Source organism: Paenibacillus sp. MY03 (assembly GCF_002165585.1).
Lineage (GTDB): Bacteria > Bacillota > Bacilli > Paenibacillales > Paenibacillaceae > Pristimantibacillus > Pristimantibacillus agaridevorans.
Genome location: NZ_MXQD01000004.1, coordinates 600,371 through 626,579, shown reverse-complemented (window position 1 = coordinate 626,579; position 26,209 = coordinate 600,371). Strand labels below are relative to the sequence as shown.

25 protein-coding genes and 4 pseudogenes are annotated in these 26,209 nt (G+C 46.8%); 21 read left to right on the top strand and 8 right to left on the bottom strand.

Annotation, left to right across the window (positions count from 1 at the left end; all coding sequences use genetic code 11):
- Positions 1 to 43: 43 nt before the first annotated feature.
- From B1748_RS05170 to B1748_RS37360, 6 genes and pseudogenes are all read left to right on the top strand, one after another.
- Positions 44 to 2,374, top strand: coding sequence for a helix-turn-helix transcriptional regulator (locus B1748_RS05170; protein ID WP_087566775.1), 2,331 nt, complete (start codon positions 44 to 46; stop codon positions 2,372 to 2,374).
- A gap of 61 nt (positions 2,375 to 2,435) precedes the next feature.
- On the top strand, positions 2,436 to 2,708 hold the full coding sequence (locus B1748_RS36320) for a hypothetical protein (RefSeq protein WP_143810248.1): 273 nt from the start codon (positions 2,436 to 2,438) through the stop codon (positions 2,706 to 2,708).
- Positions 2,644 to 3,165, top strand: coding sequence for a hypothetical protein (locus B1748_RS05165; protein ID WP_087566774.1), 522 nt, complete (start codon positions 2,644 to 2,646; stop codon positions 3,163 to 3,165). Before B1748_RS36320 ends, B1748_RS05165 begins: the two co-directional genes overlap by 65 nt.
- Positions 3,166 to 3,311: 146 nt before the next feature.
- Positions 3,312 to 3,665, top strand: coding sequence for a hypothetical protein (locus tag B1748_RS05160; RefSeq protein ID WP_143810246.1), 354 nt, complete (start codon positions 3,312 to 3,314; stop codon positions 3,663 to 3,665).
- 163 nt (positions 3,666 to 3,828) lie between these two features.
- A pseudogene (locus B1748_RS37920) lies at positions 3,829 to 4,278 on the top strand (transposase); the annotation flags it as partial.
- Positions 4,161 to 4,493, top strand: a complete 333-nt coding sequence (locus B1748_RS37360) for an ATP-binding protein (protein ID WP_256975533.1) — start codon at positions 4,161 to 4,163, stop codon at positions 4,491 to 4,493. The pseudogene B1748_RS37920 and the gene B1748_RS37360, both read left to right, overlap by 118 nt.
- A gap of 232 nt (positions 4,494 to 4,725) precedes the next feature.
- Here B1748_RS37360 and B1748_RS37355 read toward each other — a convergent pair whose 3' ends face one another.
- From B1748_RS37355 to B1748_RS05140, 3 genes are all read right to left on the bottom strand, one after another.
- Positions 4,726 to 5,037: a hypothetical protein gene (locus B1748_RS37355; protein WP_256975532.1), complete on the bottom strand. Its 312-nt coding sequence runs from the start codon at positions 5,035 to 5,037 to the stop codon at positions 4,726 to 4,728.
- 921 nt (positions 5,038 to 5,958) lie between these two features.
- A complete protein-coding gene (locus tag B1748_RS05145) occupies positions 5,959 to 9,402 on the bottom strand; it encodes an S-layer homology domain-containing protein (protein ID WP_087566771.1) in 3,444 nt (1,147 codons plus the stop codon).
- A gap of 1,175 nt (positions 9,403 to 10,577) precedes the next feature.
- Positions 10,578 to 11,441, bottom strand: a complete 864-nt coding sequence (locus tag B1748_RS05140) for an AraC family transcriptional regulator (protein ID WP_087566770.1) — start codon at positions 11,439 to 11,441, stop codon at positions 10,578 to 10,580.
- A 142-nt stretch (positions 11,442 to 11,583) separates the two neighbouring features.
- Between B1748_RS05140 and B1748_RS05135 the strand changes: the two genes are divergently transcribed.
- The 8 genes and pseudogenes from B1748_RS05135 to B1748_RS05105 form a co-directional block, all read left to right on the top strand.
- Positions 11,584 to 12,537, top strand: coding sequence for a zinc-dependent alcohol dehydrogenase (locus B1748_RS05135; protein ID WP_179215395.1), 954 nt, complete (start codon positions 11,584 to 11,586; stop codon positions 12,535 to 12,537).
- 290 nt (positions 12,538 to 12,827) lie between these two features.
- Positions 12,828 to 13,148, top strand: coding sequence for an alcohol dehydrogenase catalytic domain-containing protein (locus B1748_RS37915; RefSeq protein WP_373271251.1), 321 nt, complete (start codon positions 12,828 to 12,830; stop codon positions 13,146 to 13,148).
- Positions 13,031 to 13,561: a zinc-binding dehydrogenase gene (locus tag B1748_RS36725; protein ID WP_373271258.1), complete on the top strand. Its 531-nt coding sequence runs from the start codon at positions 13,031 to 13,033 to the stop codon at positions 13,559 to 13,561. The genes B1748_RS37915 and B1748_RS36725 overlap by 118 nt, the downstream gene beginning before the upstream one ends.
- A 97-nt stretch (positions 13,562 to 13,658) precedes the next feature.
- Positions 13,659 to 14,612, top strand: coding sequence for an alcohol dehydrogenase catalytic domain-containing protein (locus tag B1748_RS05125; RefSeq protein ID WP_087566767.1), 954 nt, complete (start codon positions 13,659 to 13,661; stop codon positions 14,610 to 14,612).
- 1,334 nt (positions 14,613 to 15,946) lie between these two features.
- The gene (locus B1748_RS05120) at positions 15,947 to 16,201 is read left to right on the top strand and encodes a PIN domain-containing protein (RefSeq protein WP_087566766.1); all 255 of its coding nucleotides are present in this window, start codon (positions 15,947 to 15,949) and stop codon (positions 16,199 to 16,201) included.
- 77 nt (positions 16,202 to 16,278) lie between these two features.
- Entirely contained in the window at positions 16,279 to 16,620 is a 342-nt protein-coding gene (tnpA, locus tag B1748_RS05115) for an IS66 family insertion sequence element accessory protein TnpA (protein ID WP_087566765.1), read from the top strand.
- Complete coding sequence (gene tnpB, locus B1748_RS37910; protein WP_087566764.1) at positions 16,614 to 16,853, top strand: IS66 family insertion sequence element accessory protein TnpB; 240 nt, start codon at positions 16,614 to 16,616, stop codon at positions 16,851 to 16,853. The genes tnpA and tnpB overlap by 7 nt, the downstream gene beginning before the upstream one ends.
- A pseudogene (locus B1748_RS05105) lies at positions 16,787 to 17,185 on the top strand (IS66 family transposase); the annotation flags it as partial. The gene tnpB and the pseudogene B1748_RS05105, both read left to right, overlap by 67 nt.
- 740 nt (positions 17,186 to 17,925) lie before the next feature.
- On the opposite strand, the gene B1748_RS05100 reads toward B1748_RS05105, so the two are convergent.
- Together B1748_RS05100 and B1748_RS05095 are read right to left on the bottom strand one after the other, a co-directional pair.
- Positions 17,926 to 18,330, bottom strand: coding sequence for a nuclear transport factor 2 family protein (locus tag B1748_RS05100; RefSeq protein ID WP_087566763.1), 405 nt, complete (start codon positions 18,328 to 18,330; stop codon positions 17,926 to 17,928).
- 85 nt (positions 18,331 to 18,415) lie between these two features.
- Positions 18,416 to 18,883 (bottom strand): annotated as a pseudogene (locus tag B1748_RS05095) (DinB family protein).
- Positions 18,884 to 19,080: 197 nt separating this feature from the next.
- On the opposite strand from B1748_RS05095, the gene B1748_RS05090 reads away from it, so the two are divergent.
- Positions 19,081 to 19,983 carry a LysR family transcriptional regulator gene (locus B1748_RS05090; RefSeq protein WP_087566762.1) on the top strand — a complete coding sequence of 301 codons (903 nt, stop codon included), beginning with the start codon at positions 19,081 to 19,083 and terminating at the stop codon, positions 19,981 to 19,983.
- A gap of 59 nt (positions 19,984 to 20,042) precedes the next feature.
- Positions 20,043 to 20,598 (top strand): annotated as a pseudogene (locus B1748_RS05085) (methyltransferase domain-containing protein); the annotation flags it as partial.
- A gap of 81 nt (positions 20,599 to 20,679) precedes the next feature.
- Here the strand turns inward: B1748_RS05085 and B1748_RS05080 are convergent.
- Positions 20,680 to 21,006, bottom strand: a complete 327-nt coding sequence (locus B1748_RS05080; protein ID WP_087566761.1) for a helix-turn-helix domain-containing protein — start codon at positions 21,004 to 21,006, stop codon at positions 20,680 to 20,682.
- A gap of 162 nt (positions 21,007 to 21,168) precedes the next feature.
- On the opposite strand from B1748_RS05080, the gene B1748_RS05075 reads away from it, so the two are divergent.
- The 4 genes from B1748_RS05075 (at position 21,169) to B1748_RS36310 (ending at position 22,828) form a co-directional block, all read left to right on the top strand.
- Complete coding sequence (locus B1748_RS05075) at positions 21,169 to 21,585, top strand: hypothetical protein (protein ID WP_087566760.1); 417 nt, start codon at positions 21,169 to 21,171, stop codon at positions 21,583 to 21,585.
- Positions 21,566 to 22,075, top strand: a complete 510-nt coding sequence (locus B1748_RS05070) for a DUF6042 family protein (protein ID WP_143810245.1) — start codon at positions 21,566 to 21,568, stop codon at positions 22,073 to 22,075. The genes B1748_RS05075 and B1748_RS05070 overlap by 20 nt, the downstream gene beginning before the upstream one ends.
- A 46-nt stretch (positions 22,076 to 22,121) precedes the next feature.
- Positions 22,122 to 22,514 (top strand): hypothetical protein, encoded by a 393-nt coding sequence (locus B1748_RS05065; protein WP_087566758.1) that lies wholly within the window; start codon positions 22,122 to 22,124, stop codon positions 22,512 to 22,514.
- Positions 22,515 to 22,627: 113 nt separating this feature from the next.
- A complete protein-coding gene (locus B1748_RS36310; protein ID WP_143810244.1) occupies positions 22,628 to 22,828 on the top strand; it encodes a hypothetical protein in 201 nt (66 codons plus the stop codon).
- Between the two features lie 822 nt (positions 22,829 to 23,650).
- On the opposite strand, the gene B1748_RS05055 is transcribed toward B1748_RS36310, so the two are convergent.
- Positions 23,651 to 24,022 carry a Rieske (2Fe-2S) protein gene (locus B1748_RS05055; RefSeq protein WP_087566756.1) on the bottom strand — a complete coding sequence of 124 codons (372 nt, stop codon included), beginning with the start codon at positions 24,020 to 24,022 and terminating at the stop codon, positions 23,651 to 23,653.
- Between the two features lie 56 nt (positions 24,023 to 24,078).
- On the opposite strand from B1748_RS05055, the gene B1748_RS05050 reads away from it, so the two are divergent.
- Positions 24,079 to 24,945: an AraC family transcriptional regulator gene (locus tag B1748_RS05050; protein ID WP_087566755.1), complete on the top strand. Its 867-nt coding sequence runs from the start codon at positions 24,079 to 24,081 to the stop codon at positions 24,943 to 24,945.
- Here B1748_RS05050 and B1748_RS05045 read toward each other — a convergent pair.
- On the bottom strand, positions 24,942 to 26,018 hold the full coding sequence (locus tag B1748_RS05045; RefSeq protein WP_179215393.1) for an amidohydrolase family protein: 1,077 nt from the start codon (positions 26,016 to 26,018) through the stop codon (positions 24,942 to 24,944). The two genes, B1748_RS05050 and B1748_RS05045, sit on opposite strands and share 4 nt — an antisense overlap.
- Positions 26,019 to 26,209 lie beyond the last annotated feature (191 nt).

The window sequence follows — 26,209 nt, the reverse complement described above, 5'->3', positions numbered from 1 at the left end:
ATAATAAATAATAAAGAGCTTTAATGCATATGGAGTGGTGCGGGTGGAAAAACGATGGAGCAAAAGGCTGCTGCGATGGTTGCGCATAAGAGGTCATTATCAAAAAAAATTGATTGTATTTCTGTTGATCGCCAGTCTTCCCGGCATTATATTCAGCTCCATCTTGTTTGTCGTGACCAAATCCCAGATCGAACGGGAACTGCAGAGCGTTCATCAAAACCATATGTCAAACACGATTCATACCATTAAAAATCAGTTTTCAGATTTGGAGATGCTGATGGCAAATTGGGCGTCAAATACCAATATGCAGGAGTTCGGCAACCTTGATGTCGTCCGCGACTATGTCCAGATCAAAGATTTGTATAATACGCTCAGCTTGATGGGCGGCTACAATCCGCTGATCGGGCGGGTGGAGTTGTTTTTTAACGAACCCAGCCCGACAGTTTATACCGAGAACGGTTATAAATTTTTGGGGGATACCCCTTTGTTGGAGACGTATACCCGCCTGTTGGTCAGCAAACAAAGGATGTTTTGGGATCATGATTTGACGACCATCGAGGAAGGGTATAGAGGGCTGTACGCGCCGTTCGCGATGGTGCATACAATCAATCGTAACTTGTTCGATCCGATCGGTTCCCTTGTTGTGTTCCTGGAGCGAGAGAAGCTGGAGGATATGTTGTTGTCTCCGTATGAGGACGGATCGGTATTTCTGCTGCAGGATCGTCGGTACTGGCTGTTCGGCCAGAAAGATCAAACCGAGCCGAATGCGCTGCAGAACGAAATTATGAAAGAAATCGAGCGGCGCTCGGAGCTGCCGGAACCGTTTGTGTTCCATTATGAGAATATCAAATATACGATTACTTACGATACCTTTACCCGATTGGGCGAAGTTTGGCATTATGTATCGGCTGCGCCGATGACGAACATTACGGCTCCGGTCCTTTTTGTTTCAAAATTATTTATTTATTTGAATGTGGTCATATTGGTTATTGCGATTTTCCTCACACTTGTTGTATCGAAGAAACTTTATGCGCCTATAGAGAAGCTTACCCGCAGAATCGGCGGCAATCAGATACTTTCCAATGAATTTAACCTGATAGAAATGCATCTGAACGATTTGTCTGCAGAGAGCGAGCATCTTCAAAATCGTTTAAAGCAGCATTTGCCGCATTTGCGGGAAGGTTTTATGTTGCAATTGCTGCAAGGTAATCTGTACGCCTACCATGAAGAAGAGCTGCAGGATCGGATGCGGCAATTCGGTTCGGATCATACGGGCAAAAGGTTTATTATTGCGGTTGTTCAACTGCTTGGCTTCAATAAATTGAAGGACAGATTTACGGAAGGTGATAAAGGTTTGGTGACGTTCCTGGCGGTCAATATCGCCGAAGAATTGTTATTGTCCTCGGAGACGGAAACGGATGTATTGAACTTCCATGATTTGTCGTTAGGCTTGCTGTTCTCCTTCTCCGATGATATGACGATTCACCAGATGGAGCAGCGTGTGCTGGAGTTTTGCGAGGAGTTAATCCAATATATCAACAGTATTTGCAAGCTGAATGCCTCGATTGGCATAAGCCGTGTGGCCGATTCGTTAAAGTCTGTGCACAGCGTATTCGAAGAAACAAAAATTTCGTTAAGCTTCCGGAACCTGCAAGAAGACAATCCGATTATCGAAATCAAAAAGCTGGATGATCAGCAGAACAGTCAGAGTTATATGGAATATCCGTTCGAGTTGGAGAAAGAAATTATTCATGCGATCCGGCAACGGAGTCAAGATGATGCGGTTCAATTGGTGCAGAATTTTTTTTTGATCCCGGATAAACGCAACTTCAGTGAAGCGATGATCAGACAACGGGCTTTCAGGCTGCTTGGCGCGATTTTCCATAATGTGCTGCAATCGGGCATGATCGAGGAATTCGTCACCGGAGGCGCGAATTTGTACGAAAATCTGTATAAATTGAAAGACTCGGAGGAAATTTTCCTCTGGTTCGAGCAAAGGGTAGTTGTTCCGATTATCGAGGAGTTGTCCCAGAAGCAGGATCATCGGCTTCGAGTCGTGGTGCAGAAGGTTGTGCACAGGTTGGAAACTCAATATATGGAGGATCTGTCGTTGGAGGTTTGCGCCGGCGAGGTCAACTTGAATTCTTGGTTTCTAAGCAAAGTATTCAAAGAGGTGACGGGTTGGAACTTCATCGACTATTTGACGCATATCCGCTTAATGAAGGCCAAGGAGCTACTAATCGACACCGATACGAAAATCAAGGATGTGGCGGAATACGTTGGATACAACCAGCACAGCTATTTCAATCGTATTTTCAAAAAAGAGGAAGGTATTACGCCAAGCGAATTCAGGGAAATGAATCGTAAAAAATAGAGCCTGCAGCTCATACCCGAAAAATCCATACTTTCATTTAAACGACGAGAGAGGTATATGATTGATAGAGACACTTCGACGGCAATTCGAGAACTCTCCCGGGGAGTTCGCTCCGATTCCGTTCTGGTTCTGGAACGATGAGCTTAGCCAAGATGAGATTATTCGTCAAATTCATGACTTCCATGCCAAGGAAGTAGGCGGCTTCGTGATCCATCCACGGATGGGGTTCCCGCGCTCCATTCCTTATTTGTCGGATGAGTTCATGGCGCTTGTCGGTCGAGACAGCCGTCGCCGAAGTAGCGCGCCTTGGCATGAGCGTCATTCTGTACGATGAAGCGATGTATCCTTCAGGTTCGGCCAGCGACATGGTTGTGCGGCGTAATCCCGAATATACCAGCCGAGGGCTGCAACTGTGGGAGTTTCCTTGCACACAAGGAGTTGTGAGCGTACTGATCGAGTTAGAGCCCGGAGAGATTCTAGACTCGGCTCAGGCAGTGCGTAAGCTGTCGGATACGTCGATCGAGCATATTATGAAACAGCCGTTCGCAACCGCCTCTCCCGCGTTTATTTCAAGACGCTTGCCGAATGGTGCGGCTCATGGCATTGCGCTGACAGGGCATCCCGCATTAAGCGATGAAATCGGGCTGCTGGAGCATTTCCACATTCCCGGTCAGGATGTCGTTTGTAGGTATATCGCTCCAGAAATAATAAAGCGATTGCGGGAGTTCATAGCACGATGGGCAAATGTTCATCCGATGCCACTCGACATCGCGGCAGAAGAAGAAAACTGAACGAATGCTTCGGCGTGTGCGGCCGGGAGAGCGGCTGGGCTTTGTCCGCAGACATCTGAAGAGGTATTTGGACTGGCTGTTCATTCGAGGGGGTAACTTGATCAGTCCTCATGCGTTCTATTATTCGATTCAGGACGACCGCCGCGATGAGCGTCCGCCGGATGTCGGTCCGAACAAGCGTGAACGGCGCGGATGTGGCCGTGCTTGCGCAAACCGCATATCTGCCTTGGGGAATCGTCAAGCCGCTGTATGAGCGACCAATCGAATTCAACTATTTGGAGGAAGAACTGCTGCTCAATAACAGTGAAACGATCGACGGCAAGATCCGAATCGCTGGTCAGCAATACAAGGCGATTCTGGATGAGGAAGGGAGCAGATTCTGGAAGGGCAGCGTTCAGCAAGGCTTCAGGAATTATCCGGCAGGGAGGTCAGGCCGTCGAACTGACTGGTCAAGTCGAAGGTCTGCGCGAGATCGGGCAACGGCGTGTTGCCGACGTTGAAGAAGTGCCGGGTCTGCTCGCGGAGGCGCTGGATGATAGCGTAGTCAGATTCCAGCCTGCCGAGAAGTCTGTTCGCATAAGCCAGGATATGAGTGCCTTGGCTAAACAACCTGCTATTACGTTCACATAATTTCAAAAGCAGTTTCTTGCCGAAGAGGCTTACTATGAATATCTGTACAAAATGAAATGGTCGGAAGGTTTTCGATGCCCTAAATGTCAACACGATGCTTGCTATGCCATTACGACGCGTAACAATCCGCTTTATAAGTGCAAGAAATGTACGCACCGGACGACACTTACTGTTTGTAAGATTTCTGAAAAGACACGTACCGACTTAACGGTTTGGTTTCTTCGACTAAAGCCTGAACCGACTGCTCCGCTTGTCATGGAACCGGACGGACAAGTGGCCTTCCTGGAACTGGCGGAACAGAAGCGACAAGCGCAGTGGACAAGTGAGCCGATCTCCTATGCAATGACGGGAGGGGATGATACGCCATGTATTGGGTCCTGCAAACTCCTCCCACGCCGCAGAGGCCCTTTAGCGAAGAACTCAATCCAACACTCTATTATGCGTTCAGCGGGTATAAGGAAGCGGCCGCCCGATTGGACCTGATGATTATGCATCGAACTCTCGGCGTACTAACGGGCGAGGTGGGCGGCGGCAAGTCCACTTTGATTCGGCGCTTGTTCGCTTTGCTCGATCCCATGCTGTATTTGCCGATCTATCTGTGTTGCGCCAATCAGAAATCGCGCAGGTTTTATGTGGGGCTGCTTGAAGACGTTGGCGTGGACCCAATCTACACGGTGTCCAATGCACGAAAGCTATAGCAAGGTGGTGCGCAGTCGGTCTGCGCCAGGAGAAAAAACGTTAGCCGTTATTATTGACGAAGCACATGAGATAAGAGAGGCTATGTTGTAGGAACTGAGATTTGCACTTAACTACAATATGGACTCGCCAGCCCTGTTTACGCTCATCCTTGTCGGTCAGCCGGAGCTGCGCAAACTGCTTCGACTCAAAAAGTATGAAGCGACCCTCTAGCGCGTCGGGATGCAGTATCATCTAGGCAGCATGTACAAAGATGAAACGAGCGTCTATATCCGGCACCACATGACCGTAAGCCAAACGGAGAAGCCTGTTTTCGCCGAAAGTGCGCTCGGCAACATCTTCGCAGCGAGCCAAGGGCTTCCACGCGTCGTGAACCAAATTTGCACGCAGATCCTGCTCGACGCTACCGCCCGAAATCTCGAGGTTATTGAAGAAAGCGATGTCGTTCGTGTACTCGCGGACATGGATCGGCAGCGGGGCCTCACGATTTATTTCGCCGTTACTCCCTATATTCATATTGGTTGGCGTATGCCGTCTCTTATTCACAGAGCTTGGCATACGCCTCCTCTATTGTATGGCGATACACTTCTTTCAATTCTTACAAGAGCAGATTCTCTCGGTTTCTGCTCATTTAGGTTTGCTCGGGGACATCTCCACGCTTACCACAGCCGGTGATAGCACACTTATCGTCACTTCAGCTTATCCCCGTAGCAAACCTACTTGTGATAGTCACGCCCGCGGTATAGACAAATGCGACCATTATCGTTTATACTCCCAGCCCGACTGCGACTCAGGCTGGGACAGCGCCAGAGAGTTGTTTTACAACGGCTACCACTTATACATGGTATCGGCGGCGGATAGTCCATACGATATGCCTTTATACCCGAGACTTCATCCTGCATCCAGACATGATTCCGTCAGTCATCAGTGCGGCCCTTATTTAGGCAACGATTCACCTTGCGAACGGTCGATAAAATGCTTCTTGATGCCGTCTATGATGAGGAAGCCATCTACAGGCTGCTTCATCATCAGAACATCGAATCCTTTATTGACCTCAATAAACGTTCTCAGAAAACAATAGAGACTAGCGGCGTCATCGACCTTTCGCCGGAAGGCATCCCATTTTCCCGAATGGGAACAAGATGAAGCCCAATGGATTTGAGAAAGCCAAAGGCCGTATGAAGTGGAGTTGCTCACCGTGCTGAGGTTGTTCCACCGCCAAATACGGGAGAACTTACCATACCTATGCGCATGTAAATCTCCATCTTATTACAAACACGGTGCGCGGTTCGAAATACATGGAAGAACATTTACAAGCGTCGCACTTCCATCGAACGTTCCAACAAGCGCGAGAGTGGTTCATGTGCCATTACGGCATCATGACCTGTCAGTATCTTGAGCTTGGTATCTGGACCAGAATGATCATTGGGACCAAGCCAGTTTTTCCAGCTCATCACCTCATGTTCTCTACTCGATCCCCCTTTTGTGGACTTCTACTTCCGAGAGGCTATTATTCATATGGAGCTCCGAGATCCGCATCAGAAGAACCGCCGCCTGGGCTCGTGTTACAGGCTGATCGGGACTAAACATGCCGTTACCTGTTCCTATTAATAATTCGGCGCCAGCCAGCGCTTGTACGGCTTCGGCTGCGTAGCGTCGTATCTTCTCGGCGTCCTTGAAGTCTACGGCGTCATTCGGGCTGCCCTTGATCGGCAGCTTCGCCACTTGCAGCGCCCGATGGATCAGCACCGCCATATCCTGACGTGTCATCGGCAGCTCCGATCCGAATCTTTGCCCGTCTATGCCCCGGGCGATCCCGAACTGCAGCGCTGTCGCAATCTCCCGATAATACGGAGAGTCGCTTACCACATCCCCCATATTGACCGATGTCTTAGACGCCTCCAGATCAAGCGTTCGCATGAGCGCAGCAACAAGTTCGCCGCGGGTCACGGCTTGGGCCGGTTCGAATGTGTTGGCTGCCGCTCCCCCGTTCATCCAGCCTCTTGCCGCGACGGCCTCTATCGCTTCGACTGCCCAGGCATGACGGTTGAGATCGATATAACCAATGGCATGGTTTGAAACGGCATATTGACCGAGCTGATACGTCCGCAATGTTGCAAATTGTTTCTCCGACTCATACTTCGCACTTCCGACCACCGCAGGTTTGCCATCGTCGTTAAAGCGGTAGACAACAACTTGGCTTGCGTGTTGTCCGGTGGACAGCGCATATGGCAAGGATATCCGTATCGGCTGATCGCCGCTGGTACGTGAGATGAAACGTTCCCCTGCCTTGGCGGTCAACTCATAAGCTGAACCGCCTCCGATCACAGCCCGAGCCTCGGCAGTCCACTTTGCTTTATCCGTTAGCGCGATGCGGAACGAGATCCGATCCGACTGCTCTAGCATGGTGTCGTCTAGCGCTGTTACAGGGATGACCAGCTCAGCGAGCCCGGTCGACAGGCGAATTTCCTGCAATCCCTCTTGCTTTGCGGTTGCGAACGCATCGGCTGGTAGCTCAATCGTGACACCCGAGCGCTCGGCCCCATCCACCAGCCGCACCTCAACGAATTTACTTTTCCCGGCGATCGCTTGTTCGATCGCTTCCTTCAGCGCCGGATCGGGGACTACTGCATTCGCTTCCATACCCTCGAATCGTCCTTGCAGCTCGATCACGGCATCCTTGACGACAGGCGCCGGGAGCAGCGGCAACACAGGTCCGCCGAAGCTGCCCGTCCCGTCAGATCCGCCCGGATCGGGAGGATTGTTGGTAAACCGGACCCAGTCCAGATCGCTTACGCCGCTTTCCGTCGTATTTTTGAAGATGACGTAGACGTCCTGCACGCCTTTCAGCGGCGTGGACAAGTCGATTCTCTCGGCCTTCCAGGAGCCTGGCGCAGCCCATCCGCCCGTTCGCTGCATCGCAATCGTCCCGATTAACGTCCCATCCGCGCTGCCGGTACGAATCTCGAGGCTGCTGCCGTCGTATTCGGTGGCATAACGTGCGGCAACTTGATTATAACCCGCTCCGAAGTCCACCTGAGCGAATGCGATCACATCCCCGTTCTGTGTCCAGCCGGCCAATCCGTTGCCACCCGCTCCTTTCGTAAGCTCGTTCTTGAAGGCGCGAACGCGGCCCGTGGATGAGGAGAAGCTTTCCGCTTCCAGCCTCAGCGCACCTACAGGATCCGGATCCAGATCCGCCTGCGTCTTTACGACCAGCGGCGCGCTATACGCTGAGCGATTGCCGGCTGCGTCAAGCGCTCTCACAGTAATCGTATATTCCTTGTCTGGCTGCAAACCGTTCAGCGAGTATTCTGTATCAAGCAAGCTGCTGTCGCTTACAATCGTCCCGTCTACATTCACTTCATAACCGGACACCGCGAAGTTGTCCGTAGCGGCGCTCCAAGTCAACTGCAGCCGGTTTTGCTGAATATCCACAGCGGTCGGCTGACCGGGAATTGTCGGAGACTCTTCATCCAACGCCACCTCATCCGTTACGGTGAAGGATCCCAGCGTCAGCCAGCCTTCCCAATTCCAGTCCTGCTTTTCATTTGCAAACTTCAATGCTTTACCATTAGGCAGCGGATTAACAAATCGCATCACCATCTTATAATCTCCAGGCTGTAAGCCATGATCCGATTTGTAAAGCGAGCGAGTGTAGTCTGCTCCGTCAGGCTGAATGTCCTTCAGGTTCCAATCATCGATATCCCCCCACGGTGAAACTACCAATTGGTTGGAAGAGTTAATGACACTCACTTCAGCTTTCCAGTTATAGGGGAAGGGAGCGATACCTGTGTTCTTGATTTTTAGCTCAAGCGTCAAAGTGCCATTCGTGCTTACATTCGGCATTCGAATGGAAGAAACGTAGAACTCATATCCTAGCATCTTGTGCGCTCGCATGGCATTGTTGTACTGCGTGCTTGTCAGCGAGTTCTCGAAAACCCAATTATCTGCCATCCAGGACGCATGCGTTGTTTGAACGGAAGTGGTCCAATCCTGTCCAGAAGTATTTGGCCATTCATCCCAGATTGTGGATTGAATTGCGGGACGAATTTCACCTCCCATCGAATGGGTCTGCCAATTAGATGTCAAGCCATTGCTTTGCATCTTCAGCCAAAAATGCCAGGTCTTCGGCCCAAGAGTTTCATAGGCGAAGGAATCATCGAAGTATCCAAAGTAATTTTTGAGAGTACTATCGCTTGTTCCCAGCGGATCGCGAAGCAATACCTGCGTTTCGTTGAAACTGTCCTTGTATGCCGTTAGTAACCGGTCCCGGTTCGTGCTGTTCATTCGCCAATCGTCGCCGTTAGTGTTCTCCCCCGGTTGGTACGGTGATGTATGCCATTCCCCCCAGAAACCATATAGCCCCACTTGAACGAACGCGATTCGGTTGTCCCCATCATAGCGGGCGCCCAGGGCTTCGATAAAATTCTCCAATGCCGAAATGAGGTTGCCGTCATTCCAATCCGGTGCTTTACTCGTCGTATTCCCATGATCGGTATAACTTCGCATCAGCAAACCGCCGTCAATTAGAAACTGAGGCGTACCGATCGGTCGTTTTGGGTAATCCAGATATACACGAAAGATAGCGTGATTTCCCCTGTTTGCAATGGCGTTCAATTGATTGTCAATCGCGGCCCAGTCAAACGAATTGTAGTTCGTCATCAGGTCGCTGAGCGGAACATAGAACCACTCCAGACTGTGCGGAAAAGAGGTATTGCCGTTATTGCTGACCCAAGAGAACGGCATAAGCCCTTTCATAGGATTCGTCTCCAGGCCTGGCGCATTGGCGTCGTAGACCTGACTTTCCCAATTTCCTGCAGCTAAGATACTGTGCTTCATGGGTACAGCCGTCGTCACCAAGAGCAATGCAAGTATTAACAGCAAGAGAAAGCGTTTATTCAACTTCATCAATAATTCCCTTCTTTCCTTGTTATATAGGGCATACTGAACGATAGCAATTTACGATAATACTGGCAAGTGGAATACGAGTCTCGGACACACGACCGAAGCAATAGATACAAAAAAGATACCAGAATCTTTTTGGGGTTCATCACCAGCAGTTGCAGCTCGGTCACCGTCTCGCTAATCGTCTGAAGGTGCGCTCGAATACAGTCAATCCCATAGCTGCGCTTGTCTTCTCAGAACTTGCCTTCCACTGCATTGAGAGCGGCTGTAACCGCCTTGGCGATTTTCTTTTGCTCTTGCGCTTGCAGCGTCAGTCCCTCGTTGTAACTGTTTCAGGACAGGCTCTCGAAACGCATACCCGTTCACCACGCTAATCGGAGCTTCCCTCCAAACTCAATGTTCGCCCGGGTTTGCCGCGCATGATCGCTCTGACCTCCTCTCATTATTTTCTTTGCGCATATGCTGTACTGTCATTCGTCTCGACCTCTTTTCCCAGCATTCAATATGCGCTGGCTAACTCCCCACTTATCTTAAATCAAGCGCTTTCAAATGTATTTATGTAAAGTTGACTTGGATTCATGGGAAATCCGTTGTAGAATGACTCCTTATGGCTTGCTTATTGCGGAAAATTGCCTTGAAATGGGAAAGGGGGAAAATAGCTTTAACAAATGAAGGGCAGAGGTCGAGTTTCGCTCAGAAGGACCGACCTCCGCAACATGGCATAACTGTCTGTTAGTCCTCCGTCCAAAATCTTCTATCGTTCATCCCCTACAAGGGTACGTGTTGTAATCGATGTTGTCCGGACAGCAAAATTGATTTCACAAAAAAAACGATCCCCATATAAGGGGATTGGAGTTTTTTCGCTAAAGGCAATTTTTCGTAACATCCAAGTTGAATTGGCGAGTTTTGAAGGAACTTTGCAACGAAGCATAGTCAATGATACATAAATACAATTGAGTGCGACTATTGTATCCTTAATTGGCATAAGTGCGCACCAATGTACTTAGGTTACCAATGCACTTTTAATTAAGGGGTGATATCAGGCACGTGCTTTGTTGAGATCGACAATATCCTTTCGAAATTCAGAAAGATCAGTCACGAGAAGGCAATAACATGATGAACTGATGTGTATGAAGACTTAACACCAGGTCCAAAAATAATGAATACTTGCATGACTGCTACTGCATCCTTTCCCGTCTCCACTTGCTTGGGCTGATTCCATGCTTTTTCTTAAAAGACTCGCTGAAGTGATGGAGAGTTGTATAACCGACTTCTTCAGCTATATCTGTTATCGACATTGTGCTGTTTTCCAACAGACATGCGGCCGCTGACAATCGTAGATGCTGCAAGTAATGGAGTGGAGTGATACCAGATATCAGTTTGAACTGGCGTATCAAGTAGGAAGGAGCAAGATGGAGGTAACTTGATAAGCTTTCCAGCGTATGCGGTTTTTTGAAACAGGACTCCATATACCGCATCAGATCCAATAAACGCGCTTCCTGAATAAATAATTGGTCTTGTTGAACGGCAGTTTTCTCGGATGTATGAATCCAGAGAGTAATCGTATCTTCAACGATTAAGAGCAGCTTGCGCAAATTCGCAGTCAAAATCCCCAAATACGAAGGAAGCTGCTGGAGAAATGAACAGTTCAGATCATGATCGATGGTGTCGAGCAGTTGGCTGATCAAGCGCTGCTCTTCGCCGGAACACTCCTTGGCACATTGACGCCTGTTCCACATGAGGCATGCCTCGTGGCTCAGCAATGATTCATCGTCAATATCCAGTAGGAAGTACCAATAGCTAACACTTCCAGAGCCGATCGTCAAATGATGCGGAGTGTATGGAGGAATCAAAAATAACGTCGCCTTTTCGGTCGATATCGAAAATGTGACATCAAGAAACTGGAGCGAGGCCTCTCCCTTCTTGAAGCATAACACTTCTGCATATGGATGCACTGACCCCTCGGTGTAGTATTCCTGATCCAACTGTGAGGAATCGACCGGAAGCTCGCGTTTGATTTTCCGATATTGGCGAATTTTCATCGGGATCACTCCAATAAGGTTAGTTATTTGCAAACAGTCGAATGCGAATATTGTAAGCGAAAATAGGCGACCTAACAAGAGCTTCTTACGGCTTTCGACAAAAACGGGACAAAACAATCAGACGAACGGAGGAATGGTTTGGATGAAAGCATTGCAAATAAATGGGATCGCCAATTATTCGATTATCGATATGGATGAGCCGATTCCACAAGATACAGAAGTGCTCGTAAAAATCGAAATAGCGTCAACCTGCCCACGCTGGGACATCAACATGATGAGAGGACGCGATATGATCGATACGAGTCGGGTTCCCCAATATCCTTTGCTCCCTGGACAGCCGGGGCATGAGGCAGCGGGCGTCGTATGCTCTATTGGCAAAAGTGTAGAAAACTTGCGGATTGGCGATCGCGTGGCTTCCTTAGTTCACGACCAAAACCGTCAAGGCGCATACGCACAGTATCAATGCTTCGAAGCCGCCGATCTCATCAAGCTGCCTGACTCCGTTTCGTATAAACAGGCGACCTCGTTTGAGCTGCTAAAATGCGTGATGTTCGGGCTCGAGCAACTTGATGAACTGAAAGGCAGTACGATCGCAATATGCGGTCTTGGTCCTGCAGGGATATTGGCTATGCAAATCGCCAAAATTTGGGGCGCGACACGTGTCATCGGTACGGATATCAATGATCAACGGCTGGCTTATGTCCGAAGTTTAAACATAGGTGAGGTGATGCATCCAAGCGAGCTCACGGATCACACTATTCAGCTCGGTTACGAATGCGTGGGCTCGGCGGCTGCGCTGCAAAGCTTGATTGAACACCCGACAATTCGACATGTCGTCATTTTCGGTGTGTTGCGAGGCGAAACCATATTTGGTGAACACTTGCGAAGAAAGGCGTTCAAACTGGAGTTTTATCGACCTCGAATACCGGTTTCACAAATTAAAACATGGATCTTGGAGGCTATGGAGAAAGGTCTCGATACGACTTGCATTCAGACGCATCATATTCCATTTACCCGATACCGTGATGCGGTCGAATTGCTAGAGTCCCAAGAGGCGATCAAAGTGAATTTTTACCCGCAGCAAGATTTTGACTGAGCGTTTGCCTGTGGCTGTCGTGCGCTGGTGTTTGCCCGATTCGTTTCAGCCGTTCCATGAATGTGTGGAGTTGATAGTTAACGACCGTTCGCTTGGAACATGCGCATGGGCTCCATATCAATGGAGGCGCCCGGCTTCGATCGTCAGGCGAGGAAGCAATCGCATTCAGTTTGTCTGGAGTAATACGTTGGTCGGTATGATCGAAGGCGCTTATTTTGACGATACCCGACACCAGCTAGTCCCTATTCAAGAGTGGTCCATAGTTGATATAGAACGACCTGAACCACAGGATGACGAGGTGCTTGTCCGGATTGAAACGGTCGCGACTTGTCCTCATTAGGATCAATATGATGAAGAGCCGGCATATGAAGGATTTGCTACAGCCACCGCCCTATCCCTTGCCGCCCGGGCAGCCGGGACACGAAGCGTCGGGTTACGTGGAGGCTGTTGGAAAAAACGTCAATGAGTTGCGAGTGGGGACAGAGTGGCATCGCTGGTACATCATTTCAGGCAAGGCGCATATGCTCAATTTCAATGTTATGCCGAGGCGGATTTGCTCAAATTACCGGATTCGATCAGCTTTTTGCAAGCAGCCTCATTTGAATTGCTGAAATGCGTGCTGTTCAGGATAGAGCAGTTCGGCGACCTGTGCGGTAATCGCATCGCGATTTGCGGACTTGGATCGGCGGGATTGCTGGCTATGCAGGCTGCGAAGCTGATGGGCGCGGCCCAGTTGATTGGCGTGGACATTCAGCAATCCCGTCGGTATTTTGCCAAAGAGCTGAATCTGGGAGAGGTCATGCATCCGGACGAACTGGCCAAACACAAGGTGGATTTCGGCTATGAGTGTGTCGGTGCCGCCCAGGCACTGCAGGCGTTGATTGATCATCCGACAATAGTTCAAGCTGGAATTTTACAAGTGCGGGTGCCGCTTGTGGTAATCAAGCAGCAAATTGTTGAATTGATGAACAAAGGCTTGAATACTGTATGCTTGCAGGCTTCGCGGCAAGTTTGCAGAGCATGATCGGGCGGTAACGGCTTTGGAGCGTCAGGAAGCGGTTTAGGTGTTTTTACCCGTAAAAGAGGACTTTGGATGAGAACAAGTGGAGAGGAGAACCGCAATGAAAGCTATGGCTGTCGTCTATGAGGCGGAACGAACAATCGCCTTTCGCGAGGTTCAGGTGCCTGAGCCTAAAGAGGATGAGATTGCAGTGGATGTGCTGCATTCATGGATTAGTATCGGAACGGAAAAATCGATTTTATTCGGCGAACGGATTCAACATTACCCGATCGTTCCCGGCTATCAGAAGGTCGGTGTGGTACGAAGTATCGGTTCGGCTGTTCGCAATTTTCGAATCGGTGATCCTGTGTTTGTTTCTTATAGCGCGGTGCAGGGGCTGGGGAGCGGTTGGGCCGGTCATGTGAGCGTTGCGGTTGTCCAGGCGAACATGGTTTTTCGGCTGCCCGTGCAACATCCCCCGGTTCGCTACAGTCCGCTTGTGGTTGCACAGGTTGGATACAATTCGGCGTCGAGAGTGCCGATCAATACGGGAGACCGAGTTCTTGTAATCGGCGATGGGCTAGTTGCCCATTGGACAGCGCAGTCGCTGTTACAGAGGGGAGCGGAAGTAACGGTAGCCGGAAGACATTCATCAAAGCTTGAACGGCTGCCGCAACGTGTGAACAAACTGCTGCTCTCGCAAAAAGCGGAGCTGACGCAAGCCATTGATCAGGATGAACTTCACGCTGTCGTCGATACGGTCGGATCGGTGCAACTGATCTCTGAACTGTTGCCGCGCATGCGCCGCGACAGCCATTGGGTTAACACCGGATTTATCGGACACAATTATATGCTAGATCTGAGGCTGTTGGTGGAAAAGGAAATTACGCTTCATATGCCCAATGGCCGGACTCAATCAAGAATGAAGGCGACATTTGACGAAATTGTTGCCGGCCATCTTCAGACGGAATCGTTAATTACTCACCGTTTTCCTGCTGAGAAGGTAAGGGAAGCCTGGGAAATGATTTTGGACAAGTCTCAATGTTGCTTGGGAGTTGTACTGGATTGGCGTTAGTTCAGGCTTCATTACGAAGAATAGAGATTGGTCAGGGAGAGCGCTGAAAAACGTTATAAGAATATGGAAAACCAGCTTGTGAGCAATCATCAGCTGGTTTTTGCAGCTGCGATTGGCAACGGGCAGACTAAGGAGTGAAAGTCTCCAGCACACCGAGAGGTGCGGAAGTGCATAGCTGAAGCAAAGTTCGTCGTCCGTGAGGATATTTGCGTAGGATGCGATGGCAAACCCCGGAATAGGTGGCATACCAGATGGCTGACGGAGCGGATAACCCTGCCACAAAATGGAGAGTCCAATACCACCAATGGATCGGGTATGTAACCTAGTGTGGTATGAAATAGGGTCATTTTTAGGAGTTTTAGTTTGATGTTAAATAATATTAATAGCTGAGCGAAGTGAGGGCACGATGAGTGAAAACATAAGTCCTGTTATAGTAGCAGCGGTTGTGACCAGAGGCATAATTCAAACATCACTAATTAATTCAAAAGCAAAAAGAAGAAAAAGTACATTATGAGACACTCTTAAGGGATAAATTGCTTAAGGTATATTCTCCACAGTTTATGTTGCTCCAAAAAAAATCTAAAGAAAAACTTTTGATAAATGAAGAGATTGTAGAAATTATTCAAAAAGAGGGTCATTTACTTTCATTTTCTCGTATTGAGGATTTTTGAGAAATTATTACACTTGAAAGCAGACTAGAATTTCTAACTGATAGGGAGAAAGATGAATATCGTTTTCTAAAAGAAAAAATAATAGTAGAATTAAAGAACGAATATTAAGAATTGCATGATGCGGTTATTATTTACAAACGACAATATTCTCTACCTATAAAGGCATGGATTGAAAGTCGGATTCTTAAAACGACATTATGGAGTACCATAATTTTTGGGGATGTTTTTTTAATATCCTCTTTTCTTAATTCTTCAAATGCAATAAGCAGAGGCATTATAAATAGCATATTGTACGTATGGACGGGACTATCTATAATTATCTCAGTTATGTTCCCATTGGCAATACTTATAATATTGATTCATGTATTATTTCGTAAGACAGCAATATCAAATAAATTTATGGGAAAAGATTATATTCTGTTAACGGGCAACTATAAATGTACCGCATGCGGGGAAGTATTAAAATTAACCAAAAATCTACGATTTGAAGAGTGTTTTAACAATGGGAAACTACTTCATAGATTTCGTGCCCACCTAATGATTTTCGAGTGGAAGCGAAATCTGGGTATTAAAGAATAATTAAGTTTGAAATATCAACCATCAACGATTCAGATATTGAACAAGTAACTAAGTGTTCTATGATTCACAAGAAAGAGAAATTAGATAACGGAGGTAGATCAATATATAAATGAAAATAAGATTCTAATTGTAGACGGGAAGGCACTGCTATTTAGAGCTTATTTTGCGCAATCGTATAGTTCTAGGCGAGTCGAAGATGCAACGCCTACAAACGCAATCTACGGCTTGCTGCACTACCTGTTTGATGCGGTAAATACGTGTAATCCAACTCATGATATTTGTTGTTGGGATATGGGCAGTAAAACCTTCAGAAGTGACCTATATACTAATTATATGTAAGCGTCAAATTCTTCACACCTTCAATTACTAAGCTAGCTATGAGACCATGAGATTAACCTGAATGCGGAGGGTATCTCATGAATGCCAAAGAACAACGCAGACAAGATTGGAAGGCACGTATCGCAGCCTATCGGGCAAGTGGCCTTACAATGAAAAGTTGGTGCAACGCAAATGAATGCTCTGTCGAACAATTGAAATATTGGCTGTGCAAATTTAAGCGTGGTTCATTCTCAGCTGCTCCAGATCCAAAGATTTCTCCCGTGCACTTTGTACCTCTTGCAACAGTAGATCTGCCTGGTGGAGATTTCCCTAATTCATCTCTAATCCTTCATATCGGTGAAGCTAGTATTGAGCTTCAATTAGGCTTTGACCAAAAGCTTCTGCGCGAAGTCATTCACGCGCTTACTTCATCATGCTGACCTTTCCTAGCAATCAGCGTGTGTTCCTAGCCTGTGGCACTACCGATCTGTGCAAGTCAATCGACGGACTTGCCGCCATCGTCCAGGAAAGCTTTGGTCTGAATCTGTTCACTTCTGGCTTGTTCGTATTCTGTAACCGGACATGCGACAAGCTCAAGCTTTTAATTATTCGGTGTGGCTTAAGCAACAGCGCTTTCAAACACTGCCGAAGAGTCTTGTTGGACAAGCGATAACTTACAGCCTGAATCAGTGGGAGAAATTGACCGCATTTCTGAAGGATGGCCGACTCGAGATCGACAACAACCGAAGTGAACGCTCGATCAAGCCATTCGTAATCGGGAGAAAGGACTGGTTATTTGCGAACATGCTTCGCGGCGCGAAGGCTAGTGCGGCGATCTACAGCGTCATCGAGACGGCGAAGGAAAACGGCCTTCTTCCGTTTCAATATTTAAAGTACCTGTTCGAGCAGCTTCCGCAGCTTCCGGATGCACTAAATCCAGAGGCGCTCGAGGCTTATTTGCCATGGTCAACTTCACTTCCGATCACTTGTCGCGTGATGGGGTAGGCATGGGCAAGTTTGAGGTTATGTGGTTAGCGTAATAAAAACTAGGAGCAGCACCGCGTGATATGCTCCTTGTTTATTGCGCTATCGTTCTTCGTTAGTTGAACAATATGATATAAACTGCTCAATCGCACAGCCAACCAGTTTGTAAAGAGTGAAAGCTTCATTCATTAGAATAAATTATTTCTTTTGTGCAATTCACATTAATCCTTTGTACTCAATTAATTAAGCTCATGTAAAGTCCACTCCCTTTACTAGCATTTCCGTGAGTTCCACTTGAATACCAGTCACTATTGTTCCCGCTAAGTTAAGAACCTTAAACCACTCAAGTTATTGCTCCTCAGTCAGATCATACGCAATTTTTTATAACGTAATAATAGCTCATAAACTTATTTGACGAATCCGGTTTATAGATATAGGTGATACAGCTGCAAACCCCCTAAGTTGAAAATTCAAGAGTGCGATTGACTTTTCCAACTGCCACCGGATATATGTTTGGAAAATTGGTAGGACGATTGCTCCTTTTTCAATATCACTACAAATTTCTCTCAGTGATCGCCGAAAGTTTCACTAATTAAGCGGAGCTGCATTATGATTCACTCATCTATAACCTTAACGGGTGCATCAAGTTTAATCTCTTCGCCATCAACGTTTCTGCCATTAGTTTTTGTCAAGAATATATACCGAATCCAACCTACGATTTACGCAGGTTGGATTCGGTACATATTCTTGAGATCCGATAATTATGGATTCTCGTAGTTTTTTAACGGCATACCAACATATTCTCGGAAGGAGCGGATCCGCTCTGCCTCGAACTTGAAGACGATTGTAAGCTCATTGCGAAAATGCCGCCCATTCAACGAACCTTCCGCTGAAAATACTACCAACCAGTTGTCCTCATTCTCAAGCGCGATGAGCGGAGTCAGCTGCATCTGAAATATGGAGCGTTCGAACCTGATCAATTCCTCGAACCGCTCTTTGCCTTGCTGCTCGTGATTCCATCCTTCTAGCGGGAGCGGAACGAAGAAATGGAAATCTTCAGTGACCTTCTTAAGAAAATCTTCTGTATGCCCTGTTTCTAAAGCTTGCCTAAAAGCATCAAACCCTTCGCTAGTTCGGGATGTAACTGAGCCTACGGATTTTTTCAAGAAAGATTCCTCCTCATTACAGTTTAGTAGGCGCTCAAAATATTGAGTCCTCCTTCGTCGTTTGTCACTACTTTTCAAACGTTGGTTAGCGCGACAGAACCTTAAGCTGGCTCGATATCGTTCCAAGGTGAATGGCTTCGTGAATGAGAGCGAAGTTGAACAACTCGCCGGCGGTGTTGAATTGGAACGGTCCCATGGCATACGGAGTTGAAGGTTTCTCACCCAATATTTCAGGTGTCAGCTCAGACAGTCGGGAAAGCTTCGCCGTTAACATCTCGATCAGCTCTTTCTGAGATGGAGGAGCAAACGTCCAGTCCGAGGGCTTGGTCCCGGAGTTAAACAGCGTACCATACGAGTCCGGTATGGCAGACGGGGAGCCGAAGCTTAGGGTAGAATACTATTCCATCCAATAAATGATATGGCCGACATTCCAACGGATTGTATTGTTAAACCCTGCAGCTTGAACGTTGAACAGTTCCTCGGGGATAGCCTGCACCTGCTGCAGCACCACTTGACGTACAATCTTTGCCGTGTTGATAATCATTACAGACATGTTATTTTCCTCCTTTGTTAGAAGAACCGCTTGATATGTTCCCAGTATAGGTCTTAAGGAACTCCTCATCAATGCAGTGGGCGTTACCGGAACGTTAAGTATAAGTTAACGATTATTCATTGACAGGATAAGGAAGGAGGAGTAACAATAATCATGTTACAGACATTCAGCAATTCTATTGAAAGCAGGTGTGAGTTATGGAGTTAAAACAACTACAATATTTTATGGTCATTTGCGAAGAGCTTCACTTCACAAGAGCAGCTGAAAAAATGGGAGTCAGTGCACCCAACATCAGCCAACAGATAAGGAGATTGGAAGAAGAATTAGGAGTTCTGTTGTTCGATCGAGTGGGGAAAACAATTGTCCTTACAGAAGCTGGAGCGATTCTTCGTGAACATGGTGCTGCCGTGTTCGGGCATCTGGAGCAAGCGAGCGATGCCATTGCTGACCTGAAGCAGATGCAAGGCGGATCACTATCCGTCGGCGTCTTGCCCGGTGACGCGGATCTCATGTTTAATGCCTTGCTATTGGACTTCCATCAATCTTATCCCACCATCTCGCTGTCCCTTCTGGAAACCATGAAAGTTACAGAACAAGTTTTGGACCGAAGCATCGATGTCGGCGTAACCATTGGGCCGGTTATCGATGAACGTCTCACGTCAATCCCCCTGTTTCATGAGGAATTTTCATTGGCGGTACGCAGGAATGATCCCCTTGCCGCGGAGAACTTCATTCCCTTGAACAGGCTGCATGCCTTGAAGATGGTCATGTTTCCGCCCGACCATCAATGCCGCAAGTTGATCGACCGCTTTTGCATGGACAAAGGGTTTACAGTGGAGCCGCATATGGTGACGACGACGTTATCGTCTCTCCTCCAGATGGTACAAAGCGGAGTTGGCGCCTGTGTTCTGCCGCGACTTCTACTAGATAATCTTCACAATGCAGACATCAAAATCGTGCACCTGAGAAATCCTACGCCTTCTCAGGACATTTGTCTGATCTACCGCAGCGATAGATATGTCGGATACGCCATGCGCACGTTCATCAAGACTTTGAGAGCCTACATCGAGACCGCTATCAATCATGCGAAGTCTTCATAGATAAGGAGTACCGGTAAAGCTGATATCTTCATTAAGTTCATTTTCAATTTTACGTTTTCGGCAATGTTGTAATTGACCTTGGCAGAGGTGGAGGTTTCGACTGTTTCTTGGCTTCGCACCAAGTTGGTGAAGCCGGTCATGTGATTGGTGTAGACATGACGCCAGAAATCGTAAACCGCGCCCTTGCTAATGCCAACAAAGGCGGGTTTACGAACACCGATTTCTGTTCAGGGGAAATTGAATATTTGCCTGCTTCTAATCAAACGGTAGATGTAATTATTTCAAATTTTATGATCAATCTATCTCCGGTCAAGCAGCAAGTATTTCACGAAGTATTCAGGTTCTTCGTTGCGGCGGCCGTTTGGCGATTTCGGATAGTGTCATGACCGCTGAGTTTCCTCCAGAAATCAAAAATGACCTAGATGTGATGTATTCGGGATGTATTTCCAGGGCTTTCTCCGTTGATGAAGTAAAAGCCATGTTAACCCAAAGCAGATTTACGGATGTAATTGTAGAGCCGAAGGATGATTCGAAGACATTTTTAGAAGATTGGGTGCTGGTGCTAATGTACAAAACTATATTATCTCTGAGGTCATAACAGGAACCAAGCCTTAAATAGTTTAGCGTATAGAAAAGAAAAACCGCCTATTTCCACGAGTGTTCGTACTCAATTGTGGATAGGCGGTTTTTGTGTAGTTAAGGTCTGAACATTTCTTGTAAGACACGAAATGCTCTTTCCTGATCTTGTGGGTCTTTCTCTTTAAGCATCATGACTACTTTCCAAATCCATTCATCTTTCTGCAGATGTTCAAATGCATTCTGGTTGAACAGGTCGTCAACACTGATATTTAGGGCATCGGCGATTTTTTCAAGAGTTGATAATTGAACGTTTTGTTCGCCCCGTTCGACACGGCCAATATATGTTCCTTGGGAGTCCAACGCTTCGGCTAACTGCTCTTGGGTCCAGCCCCTGAGGGTTCGGTAATGTCGTATGTGCTCGCCAACCGTTTTGAGAATATGCATGCGGTCATACACCTCTTCCTATATGTAGAAGTGTAGACTATCGTTATCAATACATTGCAGATCATTAAAAGTTCTTTTTATTAATGTTTATTTGAACTCAAAACATCAAATGAAGTATACTGAAACTACTGATTAATGCTTCATACTATTTAGGGGGGTACAATGATTCCTAAAATTATAAGTGTAGAAACGCTCATACTTACTAACAAATTACAAGAGTGGACAGCCGTTTATTTCCGGAAAATCCTATTCCACAATGAGAGTCAGTACTTGTTGGTAGAGCAACAAGAGAGTCGGAAAATTCTAAAAGCTAAATTTATTGAAGGCGAGTTAAGATTAATAACTATAAATTTAGAAGAATATACGGATCTTCAGAATCACTTTAACTGGCTTAATTATGAATTTGAAAGAAGTTCAACTACTTCCGAAGAAGAATACTGGGTTTTGGGCATAAGCTTTAATAAGATGGTAAGTAAAGATAGTACTGTTTCGGAATTTAAAATTTCAAATGAAAAGCCGCTCGACATTTTACCTTATATTTTACGAACGGGAGATGGCCATGTTTTCTTTTCAAAATGAAGCAATTAATTTTTTTACAAATGGCAAGGCTACAGTAAGAGTTCTTGCTCAACTTGAATTAATACCTGTCGGGCAATGTGCATTTCCTAATCAGTTTCATGAGAATGGTTGGGGGAGGTGGCTTCCTATGCCGAATATTACACTATTGCCCTACTTTAGCGACTGCGTAGCAAAGGAATTTAGCAGGGAAGAAACAGAATTATTTTTGGAACAAAAGGTCAGACCGAATACGTTCATTAGTTTCCGTGAGGATTGTAAGTCAACAAAAAGAGAAAATAATGAAGATAACATAATGAACAATAGAGAATCAGAGGTTAAACGAAGATTAGAGGCCAACGGGCTTCAGTATCCGAGTTGTATAAGTGATGTTGTTGGGCTTTACTTATCCCTAAAATTGGCACATGAAGAGCATGATCGGCAAGGAAGAAGTTGCCTTGATATGTTAATACGCCCGCTTCACAACATTGATGAAGTTCTAATCAATCCGTAGAGTCAATGATTCAAAAAGCGAAATCAAACAGCTTGGAAGTGAAAATATGACTTTGTTAAATGATACAAAGAAAGTGTCTATTTTAATCGATATATTGGCTCGACATATGAAAAAGCTTCCAAATGACTCCGCGATTCGTGATTATCTTGGGACTATAAAGAGCTTTTTAGAAACGAAAATTCCAACTATCCAAGAAAAGGCTATTTCAAATAGTACTAAGTTTATAAATACTCTGGCTCAATGTACTTCTGAGACCAATGATCTCATTAACTGTCTTGAAGGGGAGTTGGCTGAACTAGAAATGGAGATGAAAAATGATCCGTCTGATGATCTTTTGAAAGGAAATATTAAAGGAATTAAGCATGCCCTAGTACTGACTAGAATGATGAGGCTAGGCTATAGAAGTCAAGGTGAAGGAATCGATGTTATAATTGACTGAAATTTAAATAGCGTTAAAAGGATATTCGCTGAGCTCTTCTAGGGCGACGCCTTTGGGTTTTGCTTTTCGAGTTCCAGACCGATCATCGGTCTGGGGTGGATGAACGTTCAACAGTGGATGAGAATGGTCCGGTCAGCGATGGTTTGAAATGTGGTTTTTCTACCTATCGAATGGGCCGCGAGGAAATTAATATAAAGGTTCGTCCTGACATTAAACATGTATCTAACGACGATATACCTGCTCCGATTGGTTCTAAAAATAAGGGGCTTATTAAGGAGCCTTGTGCTGCATGTGGCGAACATCAAGGACATTAGTTTTTGTTTTTTTGGGGACAGAATATGGAAACGCATCTATCGCATTATATTATGTAAATAAGCGGAAAATTTGACACTGAAGCTGAAGATATGAGGAGGTAAGACTGAAAACTCTTTTTGCTATTATTACCAAGAGCACGCTGTATATATTAATGATTTACGCGGTCGCTTGAGCAATAACTTTCAGTGGGCTCACGAGAGACTAGGAGACGGAATCGGATGAAGAGCATATGACAGGAGATTAACCCATTTGCGCAGTGCCTTGATATGAGAGAGTGCGATAAAGCCGGTTTTATAGCCGGCTTTATTTTTTTTATCAAATCAACCGAATGGACTGGAAAAGAAATAGAGCAATACGGGGATGTAACGGTAGATTATACACCTCTGTTTGGTTGTGTCCTTCTTAGTCAATAAATCGATAATTCCGTGTGGGTAAGTACAATCCAAGCAACAATGACAATACCGTCAATTGCATGATCCTTAGAATCTAAGTTAATTATCATAGGAACCCCTACGGTATTCACTGGGTGACATACCGAATTTAGCCGGAATATACGGTGGAAATAGTTGTAGTTCACAAAACCCCGACGATTCAGCGACGTGGGCAAGCGGTATAGGGGGAAAGAGAATGCGTTCGCGAGCCCCCATGCGCTCGCCGCATTCTCCGTTTGCGACAGCTGACACATAGTGCGCAGTCCGTAATAAAACGGATACAAGTCCTCGTCGGTATCCCCGTGCATGGGCCATCTGCAAATCGCCGGGCTCCAATCGGGATATGTCCGGGTTGCTCAGCAGCTCCTTGTAGTGGGATGAACATACGAATCACGCCTTCACGTAAACCTTGCCGTCTTCCTCCGTTACGTCGAATGTTTCTACCGTTACTTCGTACGTCCTGGTTCGAACTTTACCGTCTACGACCATGCATCCGGTCTTGATGTCGAATTCCCACTGATGCCATGGGCATCGCAAAATCTCACCATCCCGGTCATAGCCGAATTCCCCGGGCGCCGGGGCGTTCACCCATGGCCGTACATGTCCCTGGCATAGAGGAGCACCTTGATGCGGACAGTAATTCAGTACGGCATACAGCTCACCATCCAGGCGGAAAACACCTACGCTTTTACCGTTAACATCTACTAATTTGCGTTCATTTTCTTGAAAGTCCGATTTTAACCCTATAAAGTGAAGTTTCATAACGATCCACCTACCACTTAATTTATTTTTACAGGCGTACATGCTATACTGCTGTCATGGAAAAGAATAAACAACACTTTTATCAGCCAGATTCGTTCGACAGAAGCGGTGGACTGTGGCCGCTAAAAGCCGGTATAACATGGGGCGAAGCCAATTATAGGATCGGACCTCGGGTAATCGAATACTACAATCTGCATTTCGTCATGGACGGTCATGTCGAGCTGTATTATTCCGATAAGCGAATCGTGCTTACAAAAGGCGATGTATTCGCTATGTTTCCGGGCGTTGTATATCAATACCTGAGACCGGAGAACGCAACCCGGCTGCAGATGGCCTGGATATCCTTCGATGGTCCCCAAGCCGGTCAATTGATGCGGTTAAGCGCATTCACAGTGGAGTCGACTTATGGGCGGCAGATCATGAATGCGGAATTGGAAAACGTGCTTGGGCAGATTCATGCCTATCAGTCGCAGGATGCAAGAAGGCAAGTCGAAGTGATTTCCTTGCTTTACCGGGTATTCAGCTTATTGATTCAGCCGAATCCGACTGCCAAGCCAGCGCGGCAGGATGTATGGCTGCCCAGAAGCATCGATTATATGAACACCCATTATATGGAGAGAATCACGGTCCAGGACGTTGCCGATTATATCTCTATCCACCGAGGGTATTTCTCCAAAGTTTTTACTGAGCGAAAGGGCCTTTCCCCCATGAAATATATGCAGAAGCTGCGGATGGAGAAAGCCGCGGAGTTGCTTAGAGCAACCGATCTGTCTATAGAAGAAGTTGCCTTGACCTTGGGTTACACGGACGCTTACTCCTTCACGCACTCCTTCAGCAAATATTACGGCATGCCACCTGGCAAATGGCGTATAGCGGGCTCATATGCTCCTTCTGATTCGCCGGATCCGCCTAAAGTTGATTAAAGCCTTGGAGGCAGCTTATACAGTTCTGCAGCATTGTCATAGAAGATCCGCTGACGATAAGCCGGGTCGAGCTTAGGGAACGCAAGGCGAGGCGAATCGAAATCCCAGTGCGGATAATCGCTGGCAAAGAGCAGCTTCTCGTCCGCCCAGATCGCATCGAGCATCGGCTTGAACATCGCCGGATCAGGCGTTATCTCGATCGGCTGAGAGGAGACGTACATATTGGAACGGAAATATTCGCTTGGCGATTTCACCACCCATGGCGTCTGATAACGAAGACCTTTCCAATCCTGATCCAGCTTCCACAAATACGGAGCGATCCACATGACGCCGGATTCCTGCATGACGACTTTTAAGGTCGGGAACTTCTCGAATACGCCGTTGAAGATGAAACTCGCTATATGGGCCATCATTGTCTGAGTACGTGCGGCGCGAGATTCGATATAGTAGCTTACATAGCCGGCGCCGGTAGGAGACGGGTTGATTCCTTGGCCCTCATTGCCGATATGAATCGTAAATACGAGACCGTGTTCGACGCAAGCTTCAAAGATCGGATCATAGAAGGGATTACCATAAGGTTTCTCCGCGCCTCCGGGAACGAGTACCTGAACGAAACGTTTGTCGTTGCCCAGTCTCCTGATTTCTTGCGCAGACATCTGCGCATGCTGCTTCGGAATGTTGATCGAACCTCTCAATCGATCGTCCTTGTCCAACCAATGATCGCGGGTATAGTCATTGTAAGCGGAACATAGAGCTGAGGCGTAGTGGACATCCGCGATCGTGCCCGCCGTATAGAATTCTCCTGTCAAAATCGCGTAATCCACGTTAAACGGATCCAGATGATGCCGCCGCAAGTGCTCCAGAGAAGAGCCTGGGGACCCGCCCTCGGGCGGATCTGCATCTACGCGTCTCCCCCATTTACCTCCATTCATGAACGGATAACTCGGAAGTAATAACCCCCACTCGCTAATCTGATCGCGATATACTTGGGACAAGTAAGGAAAGATGGCTTGCACATTTGGCGTATTGTGATGAATATCGACATCAATGATGGAACGTTTGTCTACAGACATGATGTGTCCCCTCCTTCGTTTAGTTGCTCTCATTATACGCAGGGACTGAGAGGACGAACAATGGCAGAGTGTCAACTCTATTGTCAATTTGTCACATTGATGCAACAATAGGCACAGGGGCAGTAAGCGTTTTTATGACAGAAGAGGAAATCCGTCATTTCCGTAGAAATGAATCTATCTTTAGGGGGAAT